This is a genomic window from Streptomyces siamensis, from assembly GCF_039543605.1.
In the GTDB taxonomy this organism is placed as follows: Bacteria; Actinomycetota; Actinomycetes; order Streptomycetales; family Streptomycetaceae; genus Streptomyces; species Streptomyces siamensis.
This window is the reverse complement of record NZ_BAABKB010000010.1, coordinates 217,905-239,448: the sequence shown is the minus strand read 5'-3', so window position 1 is coordinate 239,448 and position 21,544 is coordinate 217,905. Positions and strand designations below refer to the sequence as shown.

19 protein-coding genes and 1 pseudogene are annotated in these 21,544 nt (G+C 71.6%); 11 read left to right on the top strand and 9 right to left on the bottom strand.

Annotation, left to right across the window (positions count from 1 at the left end; translation table 11 throughout):
* Window positions 1-123: 123 nt before the first annotated feature.
* From ABEB03_RS17565 to ABEB03_RS17550, 4 genes and pseudogenes are all read left to right on the top strand, one after another.
* Window positions 124-489 (top strand): annotated as a pseudogene (locus tag ABEB03_RS17565) (BlaI/MecI/CopY family transcriptional regulator); the annotation flags it as partial.
* Between the two features lie 71 nt (window positions 490-560).
* On the top strand, window positions 561-1,490 hold the full coding sequence (locus ABEB03_RS17560; RefSeq protein WP_345649560.1) for a M48 family metalloprotease: 930 nt from the start codon (window positions 561-563) through the stop codon (window positions 1,488-1,490).
* A gap of 213 nt (window positions 1,491-1,703) precedes the next feature.
* On the top strand, window positions 1,704-3,185 hold the full coding sequence (locus tag ABEB03_RS17555) for an AlkA N-terminal domain-containing protein (protein WP_345649275.1): 1,482 nt from the start codon (window positions 1,704-1,706) through the stop codon (window positions 3,183-3,185).
* Window positions 3,186-3,225: 40 nt separating this feature from the next.
* A complete protein-coding gene (locus ABEB03_RS17550; RefSeq protein WP_345649272.1) occupies window positions 3,226-3,714 on the top strand; it encodes a methylated-DNA--[protein]-cysteine S-methyltransferase in 489 nt (162 codons plus the stop codon).
* A gap of 50 nt (window positions 3,715-3,764) precedes the next feature.
* Here the strand turns inward: ABEB03_RS17550 and ABEB03_RS17545 are convergent, their stop codons facing one another.
* Window positions 3,765-4,490 carry an SIR2 family NAD-dependent protein deacylase gene (locus ABEB03_RS17545; protein ID WP_345649269.1) on the bottom strand — a complete coding sequence of 242 codons (726 nt, stop codon included), beginning with the start codon at window positions 4,488-4,490 and terminating at the stop codon, window positions 3,765-3,767.
* A gap of 69 nt (window positions 4,491-4,559) precedes the next feature.
* The gene (locus tag ABEB03_RS17540; RefSeq protein WP_345649265.1) at window positions 4,560-5,666 is read right to left on the bottom strand and encodes a tetratricopeptide repeat-containing glycosyltransferase; all 1,107 of its coding nucleotides are present in this window, start codon (window positions 5,664-5,666) and stop codon (window positions 4,560-4,562) included.
* Window positions 5,667-5,871: 205 nt separating this feature from the next.
* Here ABEB03_RS17540 and ABEB03_RS17535 point away from each other — a divergent pair, with 205 nt between their 5' ends.
* Entirely contained in the window at window positions 5,872-7,368 is a 1,497-nt protein-coding gene (locus ABEB03_RS17535; RefSeq protein ID WP_345649261.1) for a glycosyltransferase family 39 protein, read from the top strand.
* Between the two features lie 178 nt (window positions 7,369-7,546).
* On the opposite strand, the gene ABEB03_RS17530 is transcribed toward ABEB03_RS17535, so the two are convergent.
* The 3 genes from ABEB03_RS17530 to ABEB03_RS17520 all read right to left on the bottom strand — a co-directional run bounded on the left by ABEB03_RS17530 (window position 7,547) and on the right by ABEB03_RS17520 (window position 10,504).
* A complete protein-coding gene (locus ABEB03_RS17530) occupies window positions 7,547-8,458 on the bottom strand; it encodes a hypothetical protein (protein ID WP_345649259.1) in 912 nt (303 codons plus the stop codon).
* Window positions 8,459-8,814: 356 nt separating this feature from the next.
* Window positions 8,815-9,306: an NUDIX hydrolase gene (locus ABEB03_RS17525; protein ID WP_345649257.1), complete on the bottom strand. Its 492-nt coding sequence runs from the start codon at window positions 9,304-9,306 to the stop codon at window positions 8,815-8,817.
* A gap of 118 nt (window positions 9,307-9,424) precedes the next feature.
* Window positions 9,425-10,504, bottom strand: a complete 1,080-nt coding sequence (locus ABEB03_RS17520) for an ADP-ribosylglycohydrolase family protein (protein ID WP_345649255.1) — start codon at window positions 10,502-10,504, stop codon at window positions 9,425-9,427.
* A gap of 335 nt (window positions 10,505-10,839) precedes the next feature.
* Between ABEB03_RS17520 and ABEB03_RS17515 the strand changes: the two genes are divergently transcribed.
* Complete coding sequence (locus tag ABEB03_RS17515) at window positions 10,840-11,958, top strand: glycerate kinase (protein WP_345649557.1); 1,119 nt, start codon at window positions 10,840-10,842, stop codon at window positions 11,956-11,958.
* Window positions 11,959-12,227: 269 nt separating this feature from the next.
* On the opposite strand, the gene ABEB03_RS17510 is transcribed toward ABEB03_RS17515, so the two are convergent.
* Window positions 12,228-13,439, bottom strand: a complete 1,212-nt coding sequence (locus ABEB03_RS17510; protein ID WP_345649252.1) for a PucR family transcriptional regulator — start codon at window positions 13,437-13,439, stop codon at window positions 12,228-12,230.
* A gap of 179 nt (window positions 13,440-13,618) precedes the next feature.
* Between ABEB03_RS17510 and ABEB03_RS17505 the strand changes: the two genes are divergently transcribed.
* From ABEB03_RS17505 to ABEB03_RS17485, 5 genes are all read left to right on the top strand, one after another.
* A complete protein-coding gene (locus ABEB03_RS17505; protein ID WP_345649249.1) occupies window positions 13,619-14,422 on the top strand; it encodes an ABC transporter ATP-binding protein in 804 nt (267 codons plus the stop codon).
* A gap of 108 nt (window positions 14,423-14,530) precedes the next feature.
* On the top strand, window positions 14,531-15,337 hold the full coding sequence (locus ABEB03_RS17500) for an ABC transporter ATP-binding protein (protein ID WP_345649554.1): 807 nt from the start codon (window positions 14,531-14,533) through the stop codon (window positions 15,335-15,337).
* Window positions 15,334-16,224, top strand: a complete 891-nt coding sequence (locus ABEB03_RS17495) for a branched-chain amino acid ABC transporter permease (RefSeq protein ID WP_345649246.1) — start codon at window positions 15,334-15,336, stop codon at window positions 16,222-16,224. Before ABEB03_RS17500 ends, ABEB03_RS17495 begins: the two co-directional genes overlap by 4 nt.
* Window positions 16,217-17,350, top strand: coding sequence for a branched-chain amino acid ABC transporter permease (locus ABEB03_RS17490; RefSeq protein WP_425589256.1), 1,134 nt, complete (start codon window positions 16,217-16,219; stop codon window positions 17,348-17,350). The genes ABEB03_RS17495 and ABEB03_RS17490 overlap by 8 nt, the downstream gene beginning before the upstream one ends.
* Window positions 17,347-18,609, top strand: coding sequence for an ABC transporter substrate-binding protein (locus ABEB03_RS17485; protein WP_345649243.1), 1,263 nt, complete (start codon window positions 17,347-17,349; stop codon window positions 18,607-18,609). The genes ABEB03_RS17490 and ABEB03_RS17485 overlap by 4 nt, the downstream gene beginning before the upstream one ends.
* Window positions 18,610-18,678: 69 nt before the next feature.
* Here ABEB03_RS17485 and pssA read toward each other — a convergent pair whose 3' ends face one another.
* The 3 genes from pssA to ABEB03_RS17470 form a co-directional block, all read right to left on the bottom strand.
* Window positions 18,679-19,497, bottom strand: coding sequence for a CDP-diacylglycerol--serine O-phosphatidyltransferase (pssA, locus tag ABEB03_RS17480; RefSeq protein WP_345649548.1), 819 nt, complete (start codon window positions 19,495-19,497; stop codon window positions 18,679-18,681).
* Between the two features lie 22 nt (window positions 19,498-19,519).
* Window positions 19,520-20,167 carry a phosphatidylserine decarboxylase gene (locus ABEB03_RS17475; RefSeq protein ID WP_345649240.1) on the bottom strand — a complete coding sequence of 216 codons (648 nt, stop codon included), beginning with the start codon at window positions 20,165-20,167 and terminating at the stop codon, window positions 19,520-19,522.
* Between the two features lie 170 nt (window positions 20,168-20,337).
* A complete protein-coding gene (locus tag ABEB03_RS17470) occupies window positions 20,338-21,543 on the bottom strand; it encodes an acyl-CoA dehydrogenase family protein (RefSeq protein WP_028801874.1) in 1,206 nt (401 codons plus the stop codon).
* Window position 21,544 lies beyond the last annotated feature (1 nt).

Sequence of the window (21,544 nt, the reverse complement as noted above, 5' to 3'; positions counted from 1 at the left end):
CCACGCACGACCGCTCACGCGCGACGGGCGCGTACCGTCGGAGCATCGAGGCGCACCTCGGTGACTACAATCCTGTAGATGGTCTACTGGACTGTAGACGATGACGGGATGAGGATCGTGCCCATGAGCAGTGCGAAGGACGAACGCCGGCCGGCGGGCGAGCTCGAGGCCGGCGTACTGGCCGCCCTCTGGGCGGCGAGCGCACCCCTGACGCCCGGGCGCGTCCAGGCGGAGCTGGACTCCGGCCTCGCCCGGACGACGGTGACGACGATCCTGTCCCGGCTGCACGAGAAGGGCATCGTCGGCCGTGAGCGCCAGGGCCGCGGCTACGCGTACTTCCCCGTCCAGGACCCGCACGGCCTGACCGCCCGGCGCATGCACACCGAACTGGACCGGGACGACGACCGGGGGACCGCCCTCGCCCGGTTCGTCGCCCAGCTCAGCCCCGACGACGAACGCCTCCTGCGCGACCTGCTGGAGTCCGACGACTCCCAGGGGACGGCCGCGCACGGCCCGGCGGAGCCCGGCGGGGAGTGCCTGCTGCCGGAATCGGGTGGACGATGACGGCCCTGCTCTTCCTCCCGCTGCTGCTGCCCTTCGCGCTGCCGCCGCTGGCCCGCCGCTGTCTCGACCGGCTCGCTCCGGTGACCGCGCTGTGGACGCTGACCTGCGCGGTCCTCGTGCTGGCCGGCGCTTCCGTGGCGGCGCTCGGCGCCCTCGTCCTCAACGGCCTGCTCAAGGTGCCGGTCCTCGCGAGCCTCGGCGAACTCGTCCATCCGCTGCGTACCGCGTCCGACCTGGTCGTCCTGCCCGCCGCCGCGGGCGCCACCGGCGTGCTCACCGTCGGCGCCTGGACCCTCGCCCGCTCCGCGGCGCGCCAGCTCCGGGCCTTCCGGGTGGCCCGGACCCAGGCCGACCGCCGCCCCGCCGCGGGCGACCTGTGCGTCGTCGACTCACCGCACCCGGACGCCTACGCCCTGCCGGGCCGCCCGCACCGCATCGTCGTCACCACCGCGATGCTCCGCAGCCTCGCCCCCGGCGAACGCGAGGTGCTCTTCGCCCACGAACGCGCCCACAACCACTACGGTCACCACCGCTTCCTCCTCGCGGCCGAGCTCGCCGCGCACTGCCACCCAGGTCTGCGCCCGGTCCGTGCGGCCGTCGCGCTCGCCGCGGAGCGCGCCGCCGACGAGGCCGCCGCCGCCGTGGTGGGGGACCGGAAGCTGACCGCGCGCGCCATCGCCCGTGCCGCGCTGGCCACGCAGGCGGCCCGCTCGGACCGCCCCGATTTCGCCCCCGCGGTCACCACGGGCCCCGTGCCCCGGCGCGTCGCCGCCCTCCTCGCCGCTCCGCGGCGCCGCTCCCGCGCCGCCTGCTGGCTGGCCCTGCTCGTGGTCGCCTGCGCCTGTGTGTCGGCCGGCGCCTCGGCGGCCGGGGTGCTCGCCTTCCACCACCAGGTCGAGGTGGCCCAGGGCGAAGCGGTCCGCTGACCCCACCCGTGTCCGCCCGGCGGGACGTCGATCGGCCGTGTCGCTGAGGCCGGGCCGCAGGTGCTCGACGTGACGGACCGCCTGGTCGGGCTACGTTCCTGCGCGCGTCCGCGTGGCACCGGTGAGCGGTGCGGTCCGGGCGCCCGCAGGCAGGCCGACGTACATGTCGCATTTTCGCCAGCCCGGCCCTCGCCGGTGCCCGATGCTGGAGACATGCGGAACGGAATGCACACCGACATCGAGCGCTGCGTGCGTGCCGTCCAGTCGAAGGACGCGCGTTTCGACGGATGGTTCTTCACCGCGGTGCTGACGACGCGGATCTACTGCCGGCCCAGCTGCCCGGCCGTACCGCCGAAGCCGCAGAACATGACCTTCTACCCGAGCGCCGCCGCCTGCCAGCAGGCCGGGTTCCGGGCCTGCAAGCGATGCCGGCCCGACACCAGCCCAGGCTCTCCCGCCTGGAACCAGCGCGCCGACGTCGTCGCCCGCGCGGTGCGCCTGATCGGTGACGGCGTCGTCGACCGCGAGGGCGTCCCCGGCCTCGCCGGCCGGCTCGGCTACAGCACCCGCCAGATCGAACGGCAGCTCCTCGCCGAGCTGGGCGCCGGACCCCTCGCCCTCGCGCGGGCCCAGCGCGCCCAGACCGCCCGGCTGCTCATCGAGACCACCCCCCTGCCGATGGCGGAGATCGCCTTCGCGGCGGGCTTCTCGTCGATCCGTACCTTCAACGACACCGTGCGCGAGGTCTTCGCGCTCTCCCCGAGCGAACTGCGCGCCCGCCGGCCGAAGAACGGCGCCGGCGCCACACCGGGCGTGCTCAGTCTCCGGCTCCCCTTCCGTGCCCCGCTCAATCCCGACAACCTCTTCGGCCACCTCGCCGCGACCGCCGTTCCCGGCGTGGAGGAGTGGCGCGACGGGGCGTACCGGCGGACCCTGCGGCTCCCGTACGGACACGGGATCGCCGCGCTGACGCCGATGCCGGACCACATCGGGTGCCGGCTCACCCTCAGCGACCTGCGCGACCTGCCCGTCGCGATCAGCCGCTGCCGCCGCATGCTCGACCTCGACGCCGACCCGGTCGCCGTCGACGACCGGCTGCGCGCCGACCCGCTGCTCGCCCCGCTCGTCGACAAGGCGCCCGGCCGGCGGGTGCCGCGCACGGTCGACGAGGCGGAGTTCGCCGTACGCGCCGTGCTGGGCCAGCAGGTCTCCACGGCCGCCGCCCGCACCCACGCGGCCCGCCTGGTCACCGCGCACGGCGACCCCGTCGACGACCCGGAGGGCGGTCTCACCCATCTCTTCCCGACGCCCGACGCGCTCGCCGCCGTCGACCCCGAGTCGCTGGCCATGCCCCGCACCCGACGGACCACCTTCACCACGCTGGTGACCCAACTCGCTGACAAGACGCTCCACTTGGGCGTCGAGAGCGACTGGGAGGAGAGCCGGGCCCGGCTGCTCGCCCTGCCGGGTTTCGGCCCCTGGACGGTCGACGTCATCGCGATGCGGGCACTCGGCGACCCCGACGCGTTCCTGCCCACCGACCTCGGCATCCGTCGCGCCGCACAGGAGCTCGGCCTGCCCTCCACGCCCGCGGCGCTCACCGCCCGCGCGGCGGCCTGGCGGCCGTGGCGGGCGTACGCCGTCCAGTACCTGTGGGCGACGGACGGCCACCCGATCAACTTCCTCCCCGTGTGACCACCGGACCAAGGATCAACGACCAAGGACCTTCCGCGACATGACAGCGAAACGGCACACAGTGCTCGACAGCCCGTACGGACCCCTGACCCTCGTCGCCACGGACGGTGTCCTGTCCAACCTCTACATGGTGGGCCAGCGCCACCGTCCGCCGGACGAGACCTTCGGCGACCGCGACGACTCGCTCTTCGACGAGGCGGCCGAACAGCTGGAGGCCTACTTCGGGGGAGAGTTGAAGGAGTTCACCCTCGAACTGAGCCTGCGGGGAACGCCGTTCCAGTGCAGTGTGTGGGACCAGCTGCGCCGCATCCCCTACGGCGAGACCCGCTCGTACGGCGACCTCGCCGACGCCCTCGGCAGTCCCGGCGCCTCCCGCGCGGTGGGCCTCGCCAACGGCAAGAACCCCATCGGCATCATCGTGCCCTGCCACCGTGTCGTCGGTGCCGACGGCAGCCTCACCGGATACGGCGGCGGCCTGGACCGCAAGAAGCGACTGCTCGACTTCGAGAGCGGAGGAGCCCTCTTCTGAGGGTCGGCCGGGGGGTGTCGTTCTGATCGGCCTCCTCCCGAACGACCCCCCTAGCTCCCCAGCCCCCGCAGCAGCTCGGGCAGCGCCGTGCCGATCGGTTCCCGTACGACCTCGTCGGCGAGGTCGTCGTACGGCGTCTGCTCGGCGTTGACGATGATCAGCCGCGCCCCGTGATCGGCGGCGATCCCCGCGAGCCCGGCGGCCGGCTGCACCTGGAGGGTGCTCCCGACCGCGATGAACACCTGACAGGCCTTGGTGATCGCGACCGCCTCGCCGAGGACGACCGGATCGAGGCGCTCGCCGAACATGACGGTCGCCGACTTGAGGACGCCGCCGCACTCCAGGCACGGCGGGTCGTCCTCGCCGGCCTCGACGCGCGCGAGAGCGTCCTCCATCGGCGCCCGCGCGTGGCACTCGGTGCACACCACGGCCCGCGCGGTGCCGTGCAGTTCGAGCACCTTGCGCGCCGGCATACCCGCCAGCTGGTGCAGCCCGTCCACGTTCTGCGTGATCACCCGCACCGGCACCCCGGACCGCTCCAGCTCGGCCACCGCCCGGTGCGCCGCGTTCGGCTCGGCCTCCAGCGCCCGGTTCCCACGCCGCATCTGCCACGAGCGGCGCCGGATCTCCGGATCACCCATGTAGTACTCGTAGGTGACGAGCTTCTCGGCCTCGGGATCCCGCCGCCACAGCCCCTGAGGACCGCGATAGTCGGGGATTCCGGAGTCCGTGCTGATACCGGCGCCGCTCAGAATGGCGACGAGGGGCCTGTTCATGGGACCGAGGGTAGGTCCGGCCGGGGAGCGGGTCGAACGGATATCCGTTCGACCCGCACGGAACGAACTTCATCCACCGACGAGTGTCCGTGCGCCCGGCCCGGCGCCCAGGCGCAGTTTCCCCAGCGCGAAGTCCCGGTTCGCGACGATGCGCGGACGATGCTCCTCGGGCAGCTTCCCGCCGTCCAGCAGCTTCTCGCAGCACTCCAGCGATTCGCGGTACTCGCCCATCCAGTACGACGACACCGCCAGCTCGTCCAGCGAACGCCACTCGTACCAGCCGTGCTCGACGAACAGGATGTCCCGCGGCTGCGGGATCTCGACCGCACGTCGTGCGAACGTGTACGCGAGCGGCCAGCGCTCTTCCTTCACGCGGCACAGGCGCGCGAGCTCGCCGAGCGGTTCGACCCGGGTGGGCCGGGACTCGTGGGCCTCCAGGAAGCGGGAGATGAGCTCGGGCCACCGGCGCTTGAGATCCACCGCGAGCCGGGCCGCGTAGAGCCGGGCACAGAACGCCTCCTCGGCGAAGCCGCCCATGCCGGCGCGCCGGTCGTACGCGGCGAGCGCCTTCGCGGGCTCACCTGCGTCGCGCCAGCTCTGGGCGAGGTAGAACTGGTACCGGGTGTTGTCCGGCTCCTTGGCGAGCCCGCCCTTGAGGACCGCGGCATCGCGGAGGTACTTCTCCCGCTGGCTGCCCTGGAGGCGCCCGCCACCGCCCATGATGACCATGCGGGCGCCTTCGAAGGTCGCCCGGTCGAAGCGGGTGTCGCACTCCAGGTACTCGTGCAGCACCCCCACGTACCGCCAGGGGAGGCGAGTCGACACCATCGTCGCGCGCCAGTGGACGAGGGAACCGTGGCGTACCTCGAAGTCGTAGCAGTCGTGGGAAAGGTCGGGCATCGTGAAGTCGGGAACGGTCTCCATCACGTCGTCGGCGTCGATGAACAGGAGATAGTCCGCACGGTCCCGTGCCAGACCGATCGCTTCGCTGCGGCTCAGGTCGAAGCCCTTCCAAGGGCTCTCGTACAGCGCCCCGGGCAGGTCGGCCAGGGCTTCGCGGACGACGTCCTGGGTGCCGTCGGTCGAGCCCGTGTCGAGGATCACCCAGGAGTCGACAAGAGGGCGCACGGATTCGAGGCAGCGTCGGATCACATGCGCCTCATTCTTGACGATCATATTGAGGCAGACCGTTTTCATGACTTTTTCTTTTCTGTGATGAAAAGGATCAGTCGGTGACTTTAGTGAATTATGAAACCCCATGCAAGGACCGCGACTGGAGGTTTGGCGCCCATATAGGTGGTGGCTCGAGCTGCCTGTCATCCCGGCCGCCCGTGCCTCTGTATAAGTGAGCAGTTCCTGCTGTCGGGCATGGGAGATTTTCATGGTAATCACCGCGCCGCTCCCCCTTCCGCGCGAAGAAGATCAAAGCGTCGAGGCCGCCGAGTCCAGAAGCCGCCGGGCGTGGCTGTGGCTCTGGCCGTTCGCCCTCACGTTCGCCCTGGTCGGCCATGGCATGGCCGACTCTCTGCTGGGTCGCGACGAACTGGTCACCCGGGACATGGTGAACCGCAGCACCGGCCAGATCCTCGCTACTCTCCAAAACGTCGACGCCGTGCACGGCACGTATTATCTGCTGATGCACCTGTGGGTGGGGCTCTTCGGGGATTCCGTCATTTCCCTGCGACTCCCCACTGTATTGGCCGTGGCCGGAGCCGCGTCCGTCGTGAGTCTGATCGGACACCGGCTCTTCGGGTATCGTGCCGGAATTCTCGCCGGAATTCTCTTCGCGCTCGTGCCGGCCGTGAGTCGCTATGGCCAGGAGGCCCGGAGCTACGCTCTGGTGATTTTCGTGGTCTCCCTGGCGACGCTTCTGCTGCTCCGTGCGCTGGACAACCCTCGCAGCCCCTGGCGATGGGCCGCCTACTCACTCACGCTGGCCGTCGTCGGACTCCTCCACCTGATCGCACTGTCCGTCGTGGTGGCCCATGCCTGCGTGCTCGCGGCCCAGGCGCGACAGAACCGCTCCCTGTGGTGGAAGTCCGCCCTCGCCCTCCTGGTCGCCGCCGGCTGTGTCACCCCGGTCGTCCTGCTCGGCCGTTCCCAGGCCCATCGCCAGCTGTACTGGGTCCCGGAGCCCGACGCGTGGGCACTGCTCTCCATGCTGCGTGACGTCTTCGCCTCCGCCCTGGGCGCCGGAGCACTGATCGCCCTTGCCCTGCTGGCCCGCTCGCCGCGCAAGGCCCCCCTGTTCCTGTGCGGTACCTGGGCCCTTCTGCCCCCCGTCCTCGTCTGGCTCGGCTCCCACGGCGAGGTCTCCTACTTCCGCAACGTCTACGTCCTCTTCACCCTCCCGGCCTGGGCGCTCCTCGCCGGCGCCGGCCTCGCCGCGGCCTCCCGCTCCCCGAAAGCCATCGCGGCCCTCGTCGTGGCGCTGGCCGTCCTCACCCTGTCCGACCAGAAGCAGATGCGGGGACCGTTCGAGCATGACGCCCCGGTGACCCTCGACTACGCGGCGGCGGCCGACGTGATCAAGCGGCAGTACCAGCCCGGAGACGCCGTCGCCTTCGACCGTGCGAACACCTGGCAGCTCGACGGCGGAGTCCAGTACTACCTGCCCCGCGACCTGAAGCTGCGTGACGTATTCCTGGCCAAGACCCCCACCGAGATCAACGACCTCTACGCGGTCGAGTGCTCCGCCCCGGTCCAGTGCCTCAAGGGCGAGCCCCGTATCTGGCTGCTGACGCAGGGCACCGACTTCCCCTTCATGGCCATCAACCCGGTGCAGGCGAGCGTTCTGCAGAGCCAGTACAAACTGTCCGCGACTCAGCCGGTGACGGGGATGACCGTGTCCCTGCTCGTACGCAGGGACAAGCGCTAGCCGCCACGCCTGGTGAGACTGGGGCCCGCCCCAGGACTCGGTCTCCCGGGGCGGGCTTGTGGTGGAGGGGCAGCCGCTCTGCCGCCACTGCGTCCTCTTGTGGATACAGGCCGCGAAAGTCGCAAGGGGTGTCCGGCGGTCTGCCCGTCGGACACCCCTTTTGCGCTCTATCTACAGATCACCCAGCCGGGGCCCCGCCGTCGTTGGCGCCGGCGACCGGCTGGAAGGTCACCTGAGACCAGGTCGCGTCTTCGCACTCCAGGGCCTGCGGGTTGCCACCGCTCTCGTCACACGTGATCTCGTAGACCCGTCCCGTGTCCGTGATGGTCTCGAACTTGACGCCTTCAGACGTCTGGTGCTCGGCGACCGCGGCCCCACAGGGGAAGCCGATGGGACGGCCCTGGGTGTCCGTGCCACCCTGCGGGTACCCATCGTTGCCGCTGAGGTCGGTCCAGCGGATGTTCCCCGTCGATGAAGGGTCACGGATGCCAGCGTAGAAGATTCCGCCGGTCAGGGCGGCCCGGAGCTCGAAGTTGCCCTGGCCCTGGAAGGCGTCGATGTCGGAGCACGGCCCCGTCGCTCCCGTGGCGCCCGTGCCGCCGGTCGCGCCCGTGCCGCCGGTGGCACCCGTCCCGCCGGTGTTGCCGGTGGCTCCGGTGCCGCCAGTGGCGCCCGTGTCGCCGGTGGCTCCGGTGCCGCCGGTCGCGCCCGTGTCGCCGGTGGCTCCGGTGCCGCCGGTCGCGCCCGTGTCGCCGGTGGCTCCGGTGCCGCCGGTCGCGCCCGTGTCACCGGTCGCGCCGGTCGCACCCGTGGCGCCGGTCGCACCGGTCGCGCCCTTGCACTTGTCCTTGCCGTCTTCGCCGTACGGCAGGACGGACTTCGTCTTGCTGGGCTTCGACTCGTCGCACTTGTCGCCGCCGAAACGGCTCATCGCAGTGGTGTGGTCGCTCACGGCCCGTGCCGAAGCGGCGGCGGGGCTCACCACGCTGGTCGCCATGACCAGAGCGAGGGAGGCCACCATTCCGGCCTTCTTGAATCTGTCTCGCGCCAGCGGCCCGAGAAGCGAAGTCGTCCTGTACTCAGGACTCATCAGGGTGCTCCTTGCCTCATCAGGTTCGGGTGATGTCCCGAATCCGAGTGCGAGGTTGGACCCTCAGCGGCCGGTCACGCGGTGTGCCCCGGCGAAACGCGGCCCTTTTTCCATAGATTGGTCTAACTCGTGCGTACTGATGGGTCAATCTTCGGACCACGCACACCAGTTGGCCCCAACGTGCAGCCGTTCGGGCGCACCTTCGGGCCCATCTCGCGGGTCGCCCGTCCGTCGTCGATCCGGTCATGTCACATTGATGCGGGTGTGTCCGACGCAGCACGAGGCGCACGCTCCGGACGGTGAGTGCGCCGAGAGACAGGCAGCCACCGCGGCTGGGTGAGGCCGGGCGCCGGAGGTCAGCCCACCCGGTGGCCGTTCTCCAGCTCCACCGTGCCCCCGCCGTCCGTCAGGACGTCGAGGGCGGCCAGGACCCGTCGGCCCAGGGCACCCGGCAGGTGGTCGGCCAGCTCCTCGCGCGGTACCAGGCGCCAGGACAGCAGTTCCTCCTCCTGGAGGCGGATCGACTTGAGCGTGTTCTCGTCGAGGACGCCGCCGTCGTACAGATAGGCCACCAGCGGGGGCCGCGCCGTGCCGTGCACCCAGTCGACCGCGAGCAGCCGGCCCAGGGTGACGTCCAGGCCGATCTCCTCGGCGGTCTCCCGGCGCGCGCCCTGCCGCGGGGTCTCCCCGTCGTCCGACTCGACGGTGCCGCCCGGCAGGGCCCAACCCTCCCGGTAGTTCGGTTCGACGAGCAGCACCCGCCCCTCGGCGTCGCGGAACAGGGCGGCTGCCCCGGCGAGGATGCGGGGCAGACCCGCGATGTACGTGGCGAAGTCCGGAGTGGTCATGCCCGAAGGGTAACCAGCCTGTGGCACCCGCCCCCGGACTCACCTGCGCGAAGTGCGGCCTCAGCCGCGTGAGTTCGGCCACCGGCCCACCGGCCCGGGGGCTCAGGGGCCCAGGGGCTCAGGAACCGTTCCCGGCCTCGGCGAGAGCGACCGTGCGGGACGCGAGCTCACTGATCCGCACCCCGTCGAAGCCGAACACCGCACTGCGCACGGTGTCCTCCAGAGGGTCCTTCCACTGCTCCGGAACCGCGTCCGCCCCGCACAGGACCCCGGCGACCGAGCCCGCCGTCGCGCCGTTCGAGTCGGTGTCCAGGCCGCCGCGGACGGTCAGCGTGATGGTGCGGGTGAAGTCCCCGTCGCCGTAGAGCAGCCCCGCCGTGAGGACCGCGGCATTCGGGACGGTGTGGATCCAGCCGAGGCCCGCGGTCTCCTCGGCGACCGTGCTGAGCGTGTCCTCCCAGGTCATCCGGGTCTCGTGGAGCGTCAGCACCCGGCGCACCGTGCGGGCGAGGCGGCTGCTCGCGGGGATCACCGTCAGCGCCGTGTCCAGTGCGTGCCGCACGGTCGGTGCCGTGAACGCCGCCGAGACCAGCGCGGCCGCCCACATCGCCCCGTACACGCCGTTGCCGGTGTGCGACAGGACGGCGTCCCGGCGGGCCAGAGCGGCGGCGCGGCGCGGCAGGCCCGGGCAGGTCCAGCCGTAGACGTCCGCGCGGATGAGCGCCCCGATCCACTCCTGGTACGGATTGTCGTAGGTGGCCGTCAGCGGCGGTTTCAGACCGTTCGCGAGATTGCGGTACGCGGCGCGCTCCGCCGTGAACGTCTGCAGATACGGCAGCCGCAGCAGCCACAGGTCGCCCACCTGCTCGGTGCTGAAGGAGAACCCGTGGGTCTCCAGCAGGTCCAGCCCGAGGATCGCGTAGTCCACGTCGTCGTCACGGCAGCTGCCGTGGATACGGCCGCGCACGCAACTCCGCCACTCCGGTCGCAGCGCGAACTCCTCGCCGGTGCCGTCATCGGCCGGCTCGGGGAGGTAGTCGGTGAGCGGCAGGGCCGCGGCCTGCCGCAGATAGCGGTCGATGCGATCCCGCGTCCAGTGGTCGCCCTGCTCGACCGGCTTGCCGAGCATGTTGCCCGCGATCCGGCCCAGCCAGCCCCCGAGGACGCGGTCCGCGAGCTCAGTGCCCACAGGGGTCATAGCTCCGGTTTACCCAATTACGGGCGGCCGCGCGCGGTGTTCGGCAAGGCTGGTGCCCGCGGGCACCGGACCGCTTCACCGCGCCGCACGCCCCGGGCCGCCGGACGCCGCCGGGTGCCGGACCCTCGCGGCGCGGACGGGGACGTGCCGCCGTGATCCACGGATCGGACCGTCGCGGTCCACGGAGCGGGACGGTTCCGGCAGGTGGGCGGGGCATGACGGCGGGGGCTTCCTGCGGTTAAGGTCGCAGCGGCGCGACTGCCTTGACGTGAGCAAGGCCCGGAAAGCAAGGGGAATGCAAGGTGGCGGACGCTGCAGTGAATCGGACCCCGCGTGTGCTCATCGCCGCGGACAAGTTCAAGGGATCGCTGACGGCCGTGCAGGTCGCGGAACGGGTGACGGCCGGACTGCGCCGGGTCGCGCCGCGCGCCGAGGTCGAGGCGCTGCCCGTGGCCGACGGAGGCGACGGGACCGTGGACGCGGCGGTCGCCGCCGGGTTCGAGCGGCGCGAGCTGCGCGTCGCGGGGCCGCTCGGCGACGAGGTGACCGCTGCGTACGCGCTGCGCGAAGACACCGCCGTGGTCGAGATGGCCGAGGCGAGCGGGCTGCAGCGGCTGCCCGCCGGGGTCTTCGCGCCGCTCACCGCGTCGACGTACGGCTCGGGCGAGCTGCTGCGCGCCGCGCTGGACGCCGGTGCGCGCACCATCGTGTTCGGCGTCGGCGGCAGCGCCACGACGGACGGCGGCGCGGGCATGCTGGCCGCGCTGGGCGCGCGCTTCCTGGACGCGGACGGCGAGCCGGTGGCACCCGGCGGTGCGGCGCTGCGCGGCGTGGCGAGCGCGGACCTCTCCGCGCTGGACGCCCGGCTGTCCTCGGTCGACTTCGTGCTCGCCAGTGACGTGGACAACCCGCTGACGGGTCCCAAGGGCGCCCCGGCCGTCTACGGCCCCCAGAAGGGTGCGAGCCCCGACGACGTGGCCACCCTCGACGCCGCGCTCGCCCACTTCGCCAGGGTCCTGGAGAAGTCGATCGGTGCCCGGGCCGCCGAGTACGCGGCGGCACCCGGCGCCGGTGCGGCGGGCGGCATCGGGTACGGGGCGCTCGTCCTCGGGGCCCGCTTCCGTCCCGGTATCGAGGTCATGCTCGACGTCCTGGGCTTCGCCCCGGCGCTCGACCGCGCCGACCTCGTCGTCACCGGTGAGGGCTCGCTCGACGAGCAGACGCTGCACGGCAAGGCCCCGGCCGGCGTCGCCGCCGCCGCACGCGCGGCGGGCAAGGAGGTCGTCGCGGTCTGCGGGCGCCTCGCCCTTCCTCCCGAGGCGCTCGGACAGGCCGGCATCAGGCGGGCGTACCCGCTGACGGAGGTCGAGCCCGACGTCGCGAAGTGCATCGCGGACGCCGGCCCCATCCTGGAGCGGGTCGCGGAGAACATCGGGCGGGACTTCCTCGGCTGAGAAGCCGTGACGGGGGCGCGGCCGGATCCTTCCCGTCCTGGTCCCGTCTCCAGGGCGGCCGGACTCTCCGGCTGAGCTGCCGCCGGGCTTTCCGAGCTCGAGCGGCGGCCGGGCTCTGCGGGCTGGGCGGCGGCCGGGCTTCGCGGGCCGAGGTGCGGCGGGGCCCTGCCGAGGTGACGGGCCCGCTGCCGGGCCCGGTGCCGCTGCCGGGCCGGGCGGTCCGTGGTCCGAGGGCGGTGCTCGCCCCGCCCGGAGGCACCCGTGCCGCCTCAGGCCGCCGCCCCGCCCCCGGCCAGCCGGTACGCGTCCAGCGCCAGCGTCATCTCGATCAGGTCCCGGGGCCGGGCCAGGGATCTCGACGTCAGCTGTTCCAGCCGCCGCAGCCGGTTGAAGACCGTGTTGCGGTGGCAGTACAGCTGCCCTGCCGCCCGGCCCGCGGAGCCTTCGCAGGCCAGCCACACGTCGAGCGTCTCCAGCAGCACCGCCCGGTCCGCCGGGTCCAGCGTCAGCAGCTCGCCGAACACGTCCGACACGAGCTGCCCCGCCAGCTCCGGCTGGCTCACCACCAGCGCCGTCGGCATCCGCCGGTCGAGGCGTACGACATGTGTCGCGTCCGGCGGACAGGTGCGTAACGCCAGCTCGGCCATCCGCCGGGCCCGGCCCAGCTCGGCGAGGCCCGAGACCACCGGACTGATGCCGCCCGGCCCCGCACGGCGTCCGTCCAGCAGCTGCGCCACGGCGTCCAGGCCCTGCCCCGGGCCCAGCGCGACCACACCGACCTCGCAGTCCGTCCGCATCCGCCAGATGAATCGCAGCCCCGCTCCCCGCATGGGCCGGGGGAACGCGTCGCGTCCGTCGCGGCGGTCGGGGCGCAGCACCACCACGGCGTACGGCCCCTGTTCCGGCAGGTCGAGCCCCGCGGCGGCGCGCGCCGCCAGCCCGGGCGCCTCCTTGCCTTCGAGCAGGGCGTCGAGCAGGGCCTGCAACTGCTCGTCGGTGCGGCGCCGCAGCTCCTTCTCGGTCGCGAGGTAGGCCTCGGAGGCGATGGCGGCCTGCGCGTCCACGGCCGCCCACACCATCGTCGCGGACCGCATCAGCACCGCGAGCCGTTCCGGCTCCCGGCCCGCGGCGCCCTCCAGCAGTGCGTCCCACACGAGATAGCCCGCGGCACGGTAGGCGTGGACCAGGAGTTCCAGAGGCAGTCCCTGCCGGGCGCGGCGGCGCCCCGCGTCCTCGGCGTGCTCCAGATCGCGGCGCGGGGAGTCCCGCGGTGCCGAGATCGTCTGGATGCCGATGCGCATCGCCGTCTCCGCCTCCTGCCACTGCTGGTCGTACGGCAGCACCTGCCCGTAGACCGGTGAGTGCTCGGCCAGCTGACGCAGGTGCTCGTCGACGAGCTCGGGCAGTCGCTCCAGCAGCGCCGTACAGGACTCCTCGAGCAGTTTCCAGTCATGACCGGTCCGCGGTCTGCGCCGTCCCATGGCCGGAGGATGCCACCGCGGCACCCTGCCGGACAGGCCCCTGACACGCGGTGTTGTGCGCGCGCACAACCGGCCGACGTCACCTCTGGGCTCCCGCCGCGTTTCGTCCGCACCCCGTGGACGGGCGTCCCCGCCGGTGCTGAGGTGAGCGCCACACCGAGCGAGGAAAGGGAGGTGCCATGGGCGGATCCGCTCTGCTCGTGCGGGATCTGTCGGTCGGATACGGACCCGTGCGCGCGTTGCGCCAGGTGTCGTTGGAGGTGCCCGAAGGCGCCGTGGTGGCGGTCCTCGGCAGCAACGGCGCGGGAAAGTCGACGCTGTTGCGGGCGGTGTGCCGGACCCTCTCCTTCCACGGGGGAGCGGTGACCGGCGGCACCGTCTCGCTGGGCGGGCGCCCACTGGACCGGCTGCCGCCGGAACGCGTGGTGGCCGTCGGCGTGTCCCAAGTCCCGGAGGGACGGCGGGTGTTCGCCCGCATGACGGTCGCGGACAATCTGCGGGCCGGCGCGCTCGGCGGCTCGGGCGGCCGGGCGGAGCGGGCCCGCGCCCTGCGCCGTGTGCACGACCTCTTCCCCGTCCTCGCCGACCGGGCCCAGCAGCGGGCGGGACTGCTGTCGGGCGGCGAGCAGCAGATGCTCGCGGTCGGCCGGGCGCTCATGGGCTCCCCGAAGGTGCTGCTCCTCGACGAGCCGTCGCTCGGGCTCGCCCCGCTGATGGCCGCGCGGATCGCGGACACCGTGCGGGAGATCAACGAACAGGGCACCTCCGTCCTGCTCGTCGAGCAGAACGCCGCCCTCGCCCTGCGGCTGGCGTCCCGCGCCTACGTCCTGGAGGTGGGGGAGGTGACGCTGTCCGGCCCCGCGGACACGCTCGCCGCCTCGGACGAGGTGCGCCGCCGGTATCTGGGCGTGACCGACGAGGACGCGGCGGCCGACGTGTCCCGAGCGGGCGGCCTGCCGGCCCTGTCCCGCTGGAAGGGGTGAACAGCACCAGTGGAAACACCTGAAACAGCCGCAACACCGGGCCCCGCCAAGGACCGGTCCTCCTCCGGCGTCGCCGTGCCGGGCGACGCGGCCGAAGCCCCCGCACCCGTGCACGGCACGATCGCCGACGTCCCCCCGTTGCACGTCAGGGACGTCACCGTCCGGTTCGCCGGGCTGACCGCGCTGGACGCGGTCGGCTTCACCGTGCGACCGGGGACCGTGCACGCCCTCATCGGTCCCAACGGCGCCGGGAAGTCCACGTGCTTCAACGTGCTCTCCGGTGTCTGCCGGCCCGCGTCCGGCAGCGTCCGCTTCGGCGACCACGAGCTCACCGGTCTGCCGCCCCACCGCATCGCGGGGCTGGGCGTGGCCCGGATCTTCCAGAATCTCGCCCTGCCGCCGCACGCCACCGTCGAGGACTCCCTGCTGCTCGGCCGCCACCGGCTGACCCGTACCGGTTTCCTCGCCGCGGGGCTGCGGCTGCCCGCGGCGGCGCGCGAGGAACGGCGGCACCGCGAACGTGTCCGCGAGATCGCCGCGTTCGTGGGCCTGGAGGACTGCCTCGACCGGCCCGCCGGATCACTGCCGTACGGGCAGCAGAAGCTCGCCGAACTCGCCCGGGCGCTGTGCATGGAGCCCCGGATCCTGCTCCTGGACGAACCCGTCGCCGGCATGACCGCCGACGAACGGCGCCGCACCGCCGCGGTCGTCGCGGGGGTCCGCGACAGCCTCGGCATCTCGATCCTGCTGGTGGAACACGACATGGGGGTGGTGATGCGGCTCGCGGACGCGGTGACCGTACTCGACTTCGGGCGCCGGATCGCCGACGGCGCACCCGAGGACGTACAGAACGATCCGGCGGTGGTGCGCGCCTATCTGGGCGAGCGCGCCGACGAGGAGGAGAGCACCTCATGAGCACCTTCGCCGAACTCCTGCTCAACGGCATTTCGCTGGGCTCCGTCTACGCACTCATCGCCCTCGGATTCGTCGTCATCTTCCGGGCCACCGAGGTCGTGAACTTCGCCCACGCCTCGCTGCTCCTCGCCGGCGGATACGTCACCGCGACCCTCCACGACGACATCGGCTTCTGGCCCGCTCTCCTCGCCGGCATCGCCGGCGCCGCGGCGGTGGGGGCCGCCGTGGAGTTCCTGGTGATGCGCCGTTACCGGGGCTCCGACCACAGCGTCCTCGCCATCGTCACGATCGGCGTCGACATCCTGCTCACCACCGAGCTGACCCGGCGCATCGGCACGGACGTGCTGGCGCTCGGCGACCCGTGGGGCGACTCCGTGCTCACCGTCGGGCCGGTCTCGCTCGCCCACACACGGATCGCCGCGTTCGTCGCCGCCGCCCTGCTCATCACGGCCTTCCTGCTGGTCTTCCGGTACACGTCCTGGGGTGTGGCGATGCGCGCGGCGGCGGAGAGCCCGGAGACCGCGGCACTGATGGGTGTGCGGCTGGGCCGGGTGTCGCTCGGCGCGTGGGCGGTGGCCGGAGGTCTCGCCGCCGTCGCCGCGCTGTTCCTGACGGTCTTCCCCACTCCGGGACTGGAACGCGCCACCTCCCTCGCCGCGCTGAAGGCCTTCCCCGCGGCGATCCTCGGCGGCCTCGACTCGACGACGGGCGCGCTGGTCGGCGGGCTGCTCGTCGGCATCACCGAGTCCCTCGCCACCGGCTACCAGAGCGACCTCACCTTCCTCGGACGCGGCCTCGGCGACCTCGCGCCCTACCTGGTCATGGTCGCGATCCTGCTCATCCGGCCCGCCGGGCTGTTCGGCACCAAGGAGCTCGCCCGTGTCTGACGTCCTCGCCCGTGACGAGGCCACCGGCACCACCCGGCCCGCCCGTCACCGCACCCTCCGGCTGCCCGGTGTCCGGACCTGGGTACAGGTGGCCGGTGCGGTCCTGCTGCTGGCGCTGCCCTTCTATCTCGACCGCTTCTGGCTCCAGTCCGGGCTGTTCGCGATGGCCGCGGCCATCGGCGCGATCGGCCTCAATCTCCTCACCGGCGCGACCGGGCAGCTCTCCATGGGCCATGCCTTCTTCCTCGCGGTCGGCGCCTACGGGTACTGCGTGTTCGCCGCCGACGGGGGCGACGGGCTGACCGGTCTGGGACTGCCGAGCTGGCTGGCGGCCGTGCTGGCCGTACTGGTCGCGGGTGTCGCAGGAGGCCTGTTCAGCCCGATCGCGGGCCGGCTGCGCGGCGCCTACCTCGGCATCGCCACACTGGCGCTGATCTTCATCGGCCAGCACGTGCTGTTCAACGCGCGCGACCTGACGGGCGGCTTCAACGGCCGCGACGTACCCCCGCTCAGCCTGTTCGGCCTCACCTTCGACGACCGGGAGGTCGTCGTCGCCGCCGTGCCGTTCGGCTCCGCCGAGAAGCTCTGGTACGCGGGGCTGGTGCTGCTGCTGGGCTGCGCCCTCTTCGCCCGCGGGGTGCTGCGCGGCCGGCCCGGCCGCGCCATGAACGCGATCCGCGACCACCGGATCGCCGCCGGCGTGATGGGGGTGCCGGTCGCCCGCTACCGCGCCGCCGTCTTCGTCCTGTCGTCGATGTACGCGGGTCTGGCGGGGGTCCTGCTCGCCCTGGTCTTCCAGCGGACCGTGCCCGACTACTTCGGGATCACGCTCTCGCTCGACTATCTCGCCATGATCGTCATCGGCGGGCTCGGATCGGTGGCCGGGGCGGTGGTCGGGGCCGTCTTCGTCTCGCTGCTGCCGCAGCTGCTGACCCGCTACAGCGATGCGCTGCCCCTTGTCTCGGACCCCGGGACGGGCGGAATCGCACCGGGCGAGGCAGCCCGGTACCTGTACGGCGCCGCCGTCGTGGCGGTGGTGCTCTTCCTGCCGGGCGGCCTGGTCAGGCTGGCCGCCCGGCGCCGCGTCAGTCCCGGTTCAGGGGCCACTCCAGGGGAGGAACGATGAGAACGACACATACGGCCAGGGTGGCCGCCGGGGCGCTGGCGGCACTGCTCGTGCTGGCCGGCTGCAGCTCCAAGGCCAAGGACGGCGACGGAGACAAGCAGTCGGCGGGCGGCGTGAAGACCGGTGCCGGGATCTCCGGGAAGACGATCTCGCTCGGCGTGCTCACCGACATGACCGGGGTGTACGCGACCCTCGGCAAGAGCGTCACCCAGGCGCAGCAGCTCTATGTGAAGCAGGTGAACGCGAGCGGCGGGGTCTGCGGCTACAAGCTCTCCCTCACGGTCCGCGACCACGGCTACGACCCGCAGAAGGCCGTCTCCGGGTACACCGAGCTGGCGCCCAAGGTGCTCGGCTTCACGCAGTTCATCGGCTCGCCGTTCGTCGCCGCGGTCAAGCAGCGCATCGACGGCCAGGACAAGGGGCTGGTCCTGCCGCAGGCCTGGTCCGCCCACCTGCTCGGCAGCCCGTACATCCGCGTCATCGGCTCCACCTACGACATCGAGACCATCAACGCCATCGACTTCCTGATGAAGGAGAAGGGCCTCAAGAAGGGCGACAAGATCGGCCACGTGTACTTCGAGGGCGACTACGGCGAGAACGCGCTGGCCGGCTCCAAGTACATGGCGAAGAAGGCGGGGCTCCAGGTCGTCGAGCAGAAGATCAAACCGACGGACAACGACATGACCGGACAGGTCGCGGCGCTGAAGCAGGCGAAGGTGAAGGCCATCGTGATCAGCGCCGGCCCGCGGCAGGCGGCCTCCCTGGTCGGTGTCGCGGCGGCAGGCAAGTTCCCGGTACCGATCATCGGCAACAACTCGGCCTTCGCCCCGCAGCTGCTCGCCACCCAGGCGGGTCCCGCCCTGACGGCGAACTACTACGTGGCCTCGCCGTCGCTGCCGATCGGGGCCGACACGCCCCAGGCCAAGAAGCTCGTCGAGGACTACAAGGCCGCCTACCCGAAGGACTCCCTCGACAACGGCGTGGTGGCGGGCTGGACCGCCGCCGCCGCGTTCGGCGAGGCCCTGAAGAAGGCGTGTGCGGCCAAGGACCTCACCCGTGAGGGCGTCGACAAGGCCCTGCTGACCATCGACGCCTTCGACCCGGGCTTCGGCATCACGCAGGACTTCAGCGACCCGAAGTCGGCGTCCTCCAAGCAGAGCGTGATCCTGCGGCCCGACAAGAGCGCGGTGGGCGGCATGAAGGTGGTCCGCGAGGCCGAGGCCTCGTCCGCGGCGGAGGGCTACACGCCCGGCTCGTGACACCCCGCCCCACGCACGCGAAGGGCCCCGAACCATCCGGTTCGGGGCCCTTCGGCGACGTACGGGGTGTTACGGCAGCTGCGTCGCGCGTGCCTCGCGACGGTTGTCCCGGAAGTTGTTCACCCTCCGGGCCGTGGCGAAGAGCGGGATGACCGCACCCATGACCAGCTGCAGCGCGCAGCCCGTCTGAAGGAGCAGCTGGCCGCTCGGGGCGTCGAACGCCCAGGCCGCCAGGAGACCCATGCTGAGCACGATCCAGGAGAGCATCGCGACCGCGAGGCGGCCCCGCGGCTTCGGGTACTCGACCCGGCTCACCATCAGCCAGGCGGTGCCGATGATCGCCATGAGCGTGGCGACGAACGGCAGCTCCAGCAGCACGATGGAGACGACGGTCAGCGCGCCGAACGGCGAGGGCATGCCCTGGAAGGTGCCGTCCTTGACCGTGACGCAGGAGAACCGCGCGAGGCGGAGGACGACCGCCAGCAGGACCACGATGGCTCCCACCGCCGCCACCCGCTGGTGCGCGTCGTCCGCGACCATGCCGTAGACGAGCACGAAGTACGCCGGCGCGAGTCCGAAGCTGATCAGGTCGGACAGGTTGTCCAGTTCCGCGCCCATGGGGGAGGAGCGCAGCTTGCGGGCGACCAGACCGTCGAAGAGGTCGAAGACCGCGGCGCACAGCATGAGGATGACGGCCGTGGCGGCGCTGTGGCGCGCCATGCCCGTCTCCTGGCTGCCCGTGAGGTGCGGGATCAGGATGCCGGTGGTGGTGAAGTACACCGCCATGAAGCCGCACGTGGCGTTGCCGAGGGTGAGGGTGTCCGCTATTGAGAGGCGGAGCGAGAGCGGCATCTCCTCCTCGTCGTCCACGTCCTCGGCCTCCGGCACCCAGCCGGCCTGTGTCTCAGGATCAATCACGGTCAATTCGAGTCACCCCAGCCACGGTCTTCTGACCGACCTCCACATCGACCTCGACACCTTCGGGGAGGTAGATGTCGACGCGCGAGCCGAAGCGGATCAGGCCGATCCGGTCGCCCTGCTCCACCTTGGTGCCCTGAGGGATGTAGGGGACGATGCGACGGGCCACCGCGCCGGCGATCTGGATCATCTCGATGTCACCGAGCTCGGTGTCGAAGTGCCAGACGACGCGTTCGTTGTTCTCGCTCTCCTTGTTGAACGCCGGAACGAACCCGCCGGGGATGTGCTCGACCGACGTCACCGTGCCGGAGAGCGGCGCGCGGTTGACGTGGACGTTGAGCGGGCTCATGAAGATCGCGACGCGGGTGCGCCCGTCCTTCCACGGCATGATGCTCTGCACCACACCGTCGGCGGGCGAGATGACGCGGCCCTGGGTGATCTCGCGCTCGGGGTCGCGGAAGAACCACAGCATGCCGGCCGCGAGCGCGGTGGCGGGTACGGCCACGGCCTTGGCGGCGCCGGAGCGGCGCGCGCGGGCCAGGCTGAGTGCTGCGGTGGCCACGGTCGGGAGGAGCCACGGCGATGCTCCGCGCGCGAGGCGGACCCGGCCGCGTTGTGCAGAGGTTTGGCTGTGGGGCATGGATGACCTTCGTAGCGGATGATGCCGCGCTGGAACGGGGGACGGCGGCTTTCCGGCGATCGTACCGGTCGCGGGCCGCAACTGGGCAAGCCAGGAAGCCGAGTCGGCGGCCGAAGAGTGTTGACGGGGTGTGATCTTCTTCGCGAAGAAAACACCCCGAATCACGACATCTAGCCCTGGAGTCGATACTCTTCGAGCAACCTGCGCCCGATGATCATTTTCTGGATTTCGGCGGTGCCTTCACCGATCAGCAGCATCGGGGCCTCGCGGTAGAGGCGCTCGATCTCGTACTCCTTGGAGAAGCCGTAGCCGCCGTGGATCCGGAACGCATCCTCCACGACCTCCTTGCAGTACTCGGAGGCGAGGTACTTCGCCATCCCTGCTTCGAGGTCGTTTCGTTCCCCGGAGTCCTTTTTGCGTGCCGCGTTCACCATCATGGCATGGGCCGCCTCGACCTTGGTAGCCATCTCGGCCAGCTTGAACTGGATGGCCTGGTGCTGGGCGATCGCCTTGCCGAAAGTGTGACGCTGCTGGGCATAGGAGACACCCAGCTCGAAGGCACGCTGGGCGACACCGCAGCCACGGGCCGCGACGTTGACGCGCCCGACCTCGACTCCGTCCATCATTTGGTAAAACCCTCGGCCGGTCGTCCCGCCGAGTACACGATTGGCCGGAATGCGCAGTCCGTCCATGATGAGCTCGGTCGTGTCGACGCCCTTGTAGCCCATCTTGTCGATCTTCCCGGGAATGGTCAGACCGGGACGGACCTCGCCGAAGCCGGGCTCCTTCTCCACCAGGAACGTCGTCATCGACTTGTGGGGCGCGGTGCCCTCGGGGTGTCCTTCGTCACTTCGCACGAGGACGGCCACCAGGGTCGACGAGCCACCGTTCGTCAGCCACATCTTCTGACCGTTCAGGACGTACTCGTCGCCGTCCTTGACCGCCTTCGACGTGATCGCCGAGACGTCCGAGCCGAGACCCGGCTCCGACATCGAGAACGCGCCGCGCACCTCGCCCAGCGCCATCCGCGGCAGGAAGTGGTCCTTCTGCTCCTGCGTGCCGTGCTGCTTGAGCATGTACGCCACGATGAAGTGCGTGTTGATGATGCCGGACACCGACATCCAGCCGCGGGCGATCTCCTCCACGCACAGCGCGTACGTGAGCAGGGACTCGCCCAGGCCGCCGTACTCCTCCGGGATCATCAGGCCGAACAGGCCCAGTTCCTTGAGGCCGTCGACGATCTGCTGCGGGTACTCGTCGCGGTGCTCCAGCTCGGTGGCGACCGGAATGATCTCCTTGTCCACGAAGTCGCGGACGGTGGAGAGGATCTCCTGCTGGATGTCGGTCAGACCGGCGGTCTGGGCGAGTCGCGCCATG

Excerpts from the sequence above, each read along its gene's own strand:
- ABEB03_RS17525 (WP_345649257.1), bottom strand. The coding sequence starts at position 9,306 with ATGACCACTCCGGACTTCGCCACGTACATCGCGGGTCTGCCCCGCATC.
- ABEB03_RS17510 (WP_345649252.1), bottom strand. The coding sequence starts at position 13,439 with ATGGGACGGCGCAGACCGCGGACCGGTCATGACTGGAAACTGCTCGAG.
- ABEB03_RS17475 (WP_345649240.1), bottom strand. The coding sequence starts at position 20,167 with ATGCCCCACAGCCAAACCTCTGCACAACGCGGCCGGGTCCGCCTCGCG.
- ABEB03_RS17535 (WP_345649261.1), top strand. The coding sequence starts at position 5,872 with ATGGTAATCACCGCGCCGCTCCCCCTTCCGCGCGAAGAAGATCAAAGC.
- ABEB03_RS17505 (WP_345649249.1), top strand. The coding sequence starts at position 13,619 with ATGGGCGGATCCGCTCTGCTCGTGCGGGATCTGTCGGTCGGATACGGA.
- ABEB03_RS17530 (WP_345649259.1), bottom strand. The coding sequence starts at position 8,458 with ATGAGTCCTGAGTACAGGACGACTTCGCTTCTCGGGCCGCTGGCGCGA.
- ABEB03_RS17520 (WP_345649255.1), bottom strand. The coding sequence starts at position 10,504 with ATGACCCCTGTGGGCACTGAGCTCGCGGACCGCGTCCTCGGGGGCTGG.
- ABEB03_RS17540 (WP_345649265.1), bottom strand. The coding sequence starts at position 5,666 with ATGATCGTCAAGAATGAGGCGCATGTGATCCGACGCTGCCTCGAATCC.
- ABEB03_RS17545 (WP_345649269.1), bottom strand. The coding sequence starts at position 4,490 with ATGAACAGGCCCCTCGTCGCCATTCTGAGCGGCGCCGGTATCAGCACG.
- ABEB03_RS17555 (WP_345649275.1), top strand. The coding sequence starts at position 1,704 with ATGCGGAACGGAATGCACACCGACATCGAGCGCTGCGTGCGTGCCGTC.
- ABEB03_RS17560 (WP_345649560.1), top strand. The coding sequence starts at position 561 with ATGACGGCCCTGCTCTTCCTCCCGCTGCTGCTGCCCTTCGCGCTGCCG.
- ABEB03_RS17485 (WP_345649243.1), top strand. The coding sequence starts at position 17,347 with ATGAGAACGACACATACGGCCAGGGTGGCCGCCGGGGCGCTGGCGGCA.
- ABEB03_RS17550 (WP_345649272.1), top strand. The coding sequence starts at position 3,226 with ATGACAGCGAAACGGCACACAGTGCTCGACAGCCCGTACGGACCCCTG.
- ABEB03_RS17470 (WP_028801874.1), bottom strand. The coding sequence starts at position 21,543 with ATGGCGCGACTCGCCCAGACCGCCGGTCTGACCGACATCCAGCAGGAG.
- ABEB03_RS17495 (WP_345649246.1), top strand. The coding sequence starts at position 15,334 with ATGAGCACCTTCGCCGAACTCCTGCTCAACGGCATTTCGCTGGGCTCC.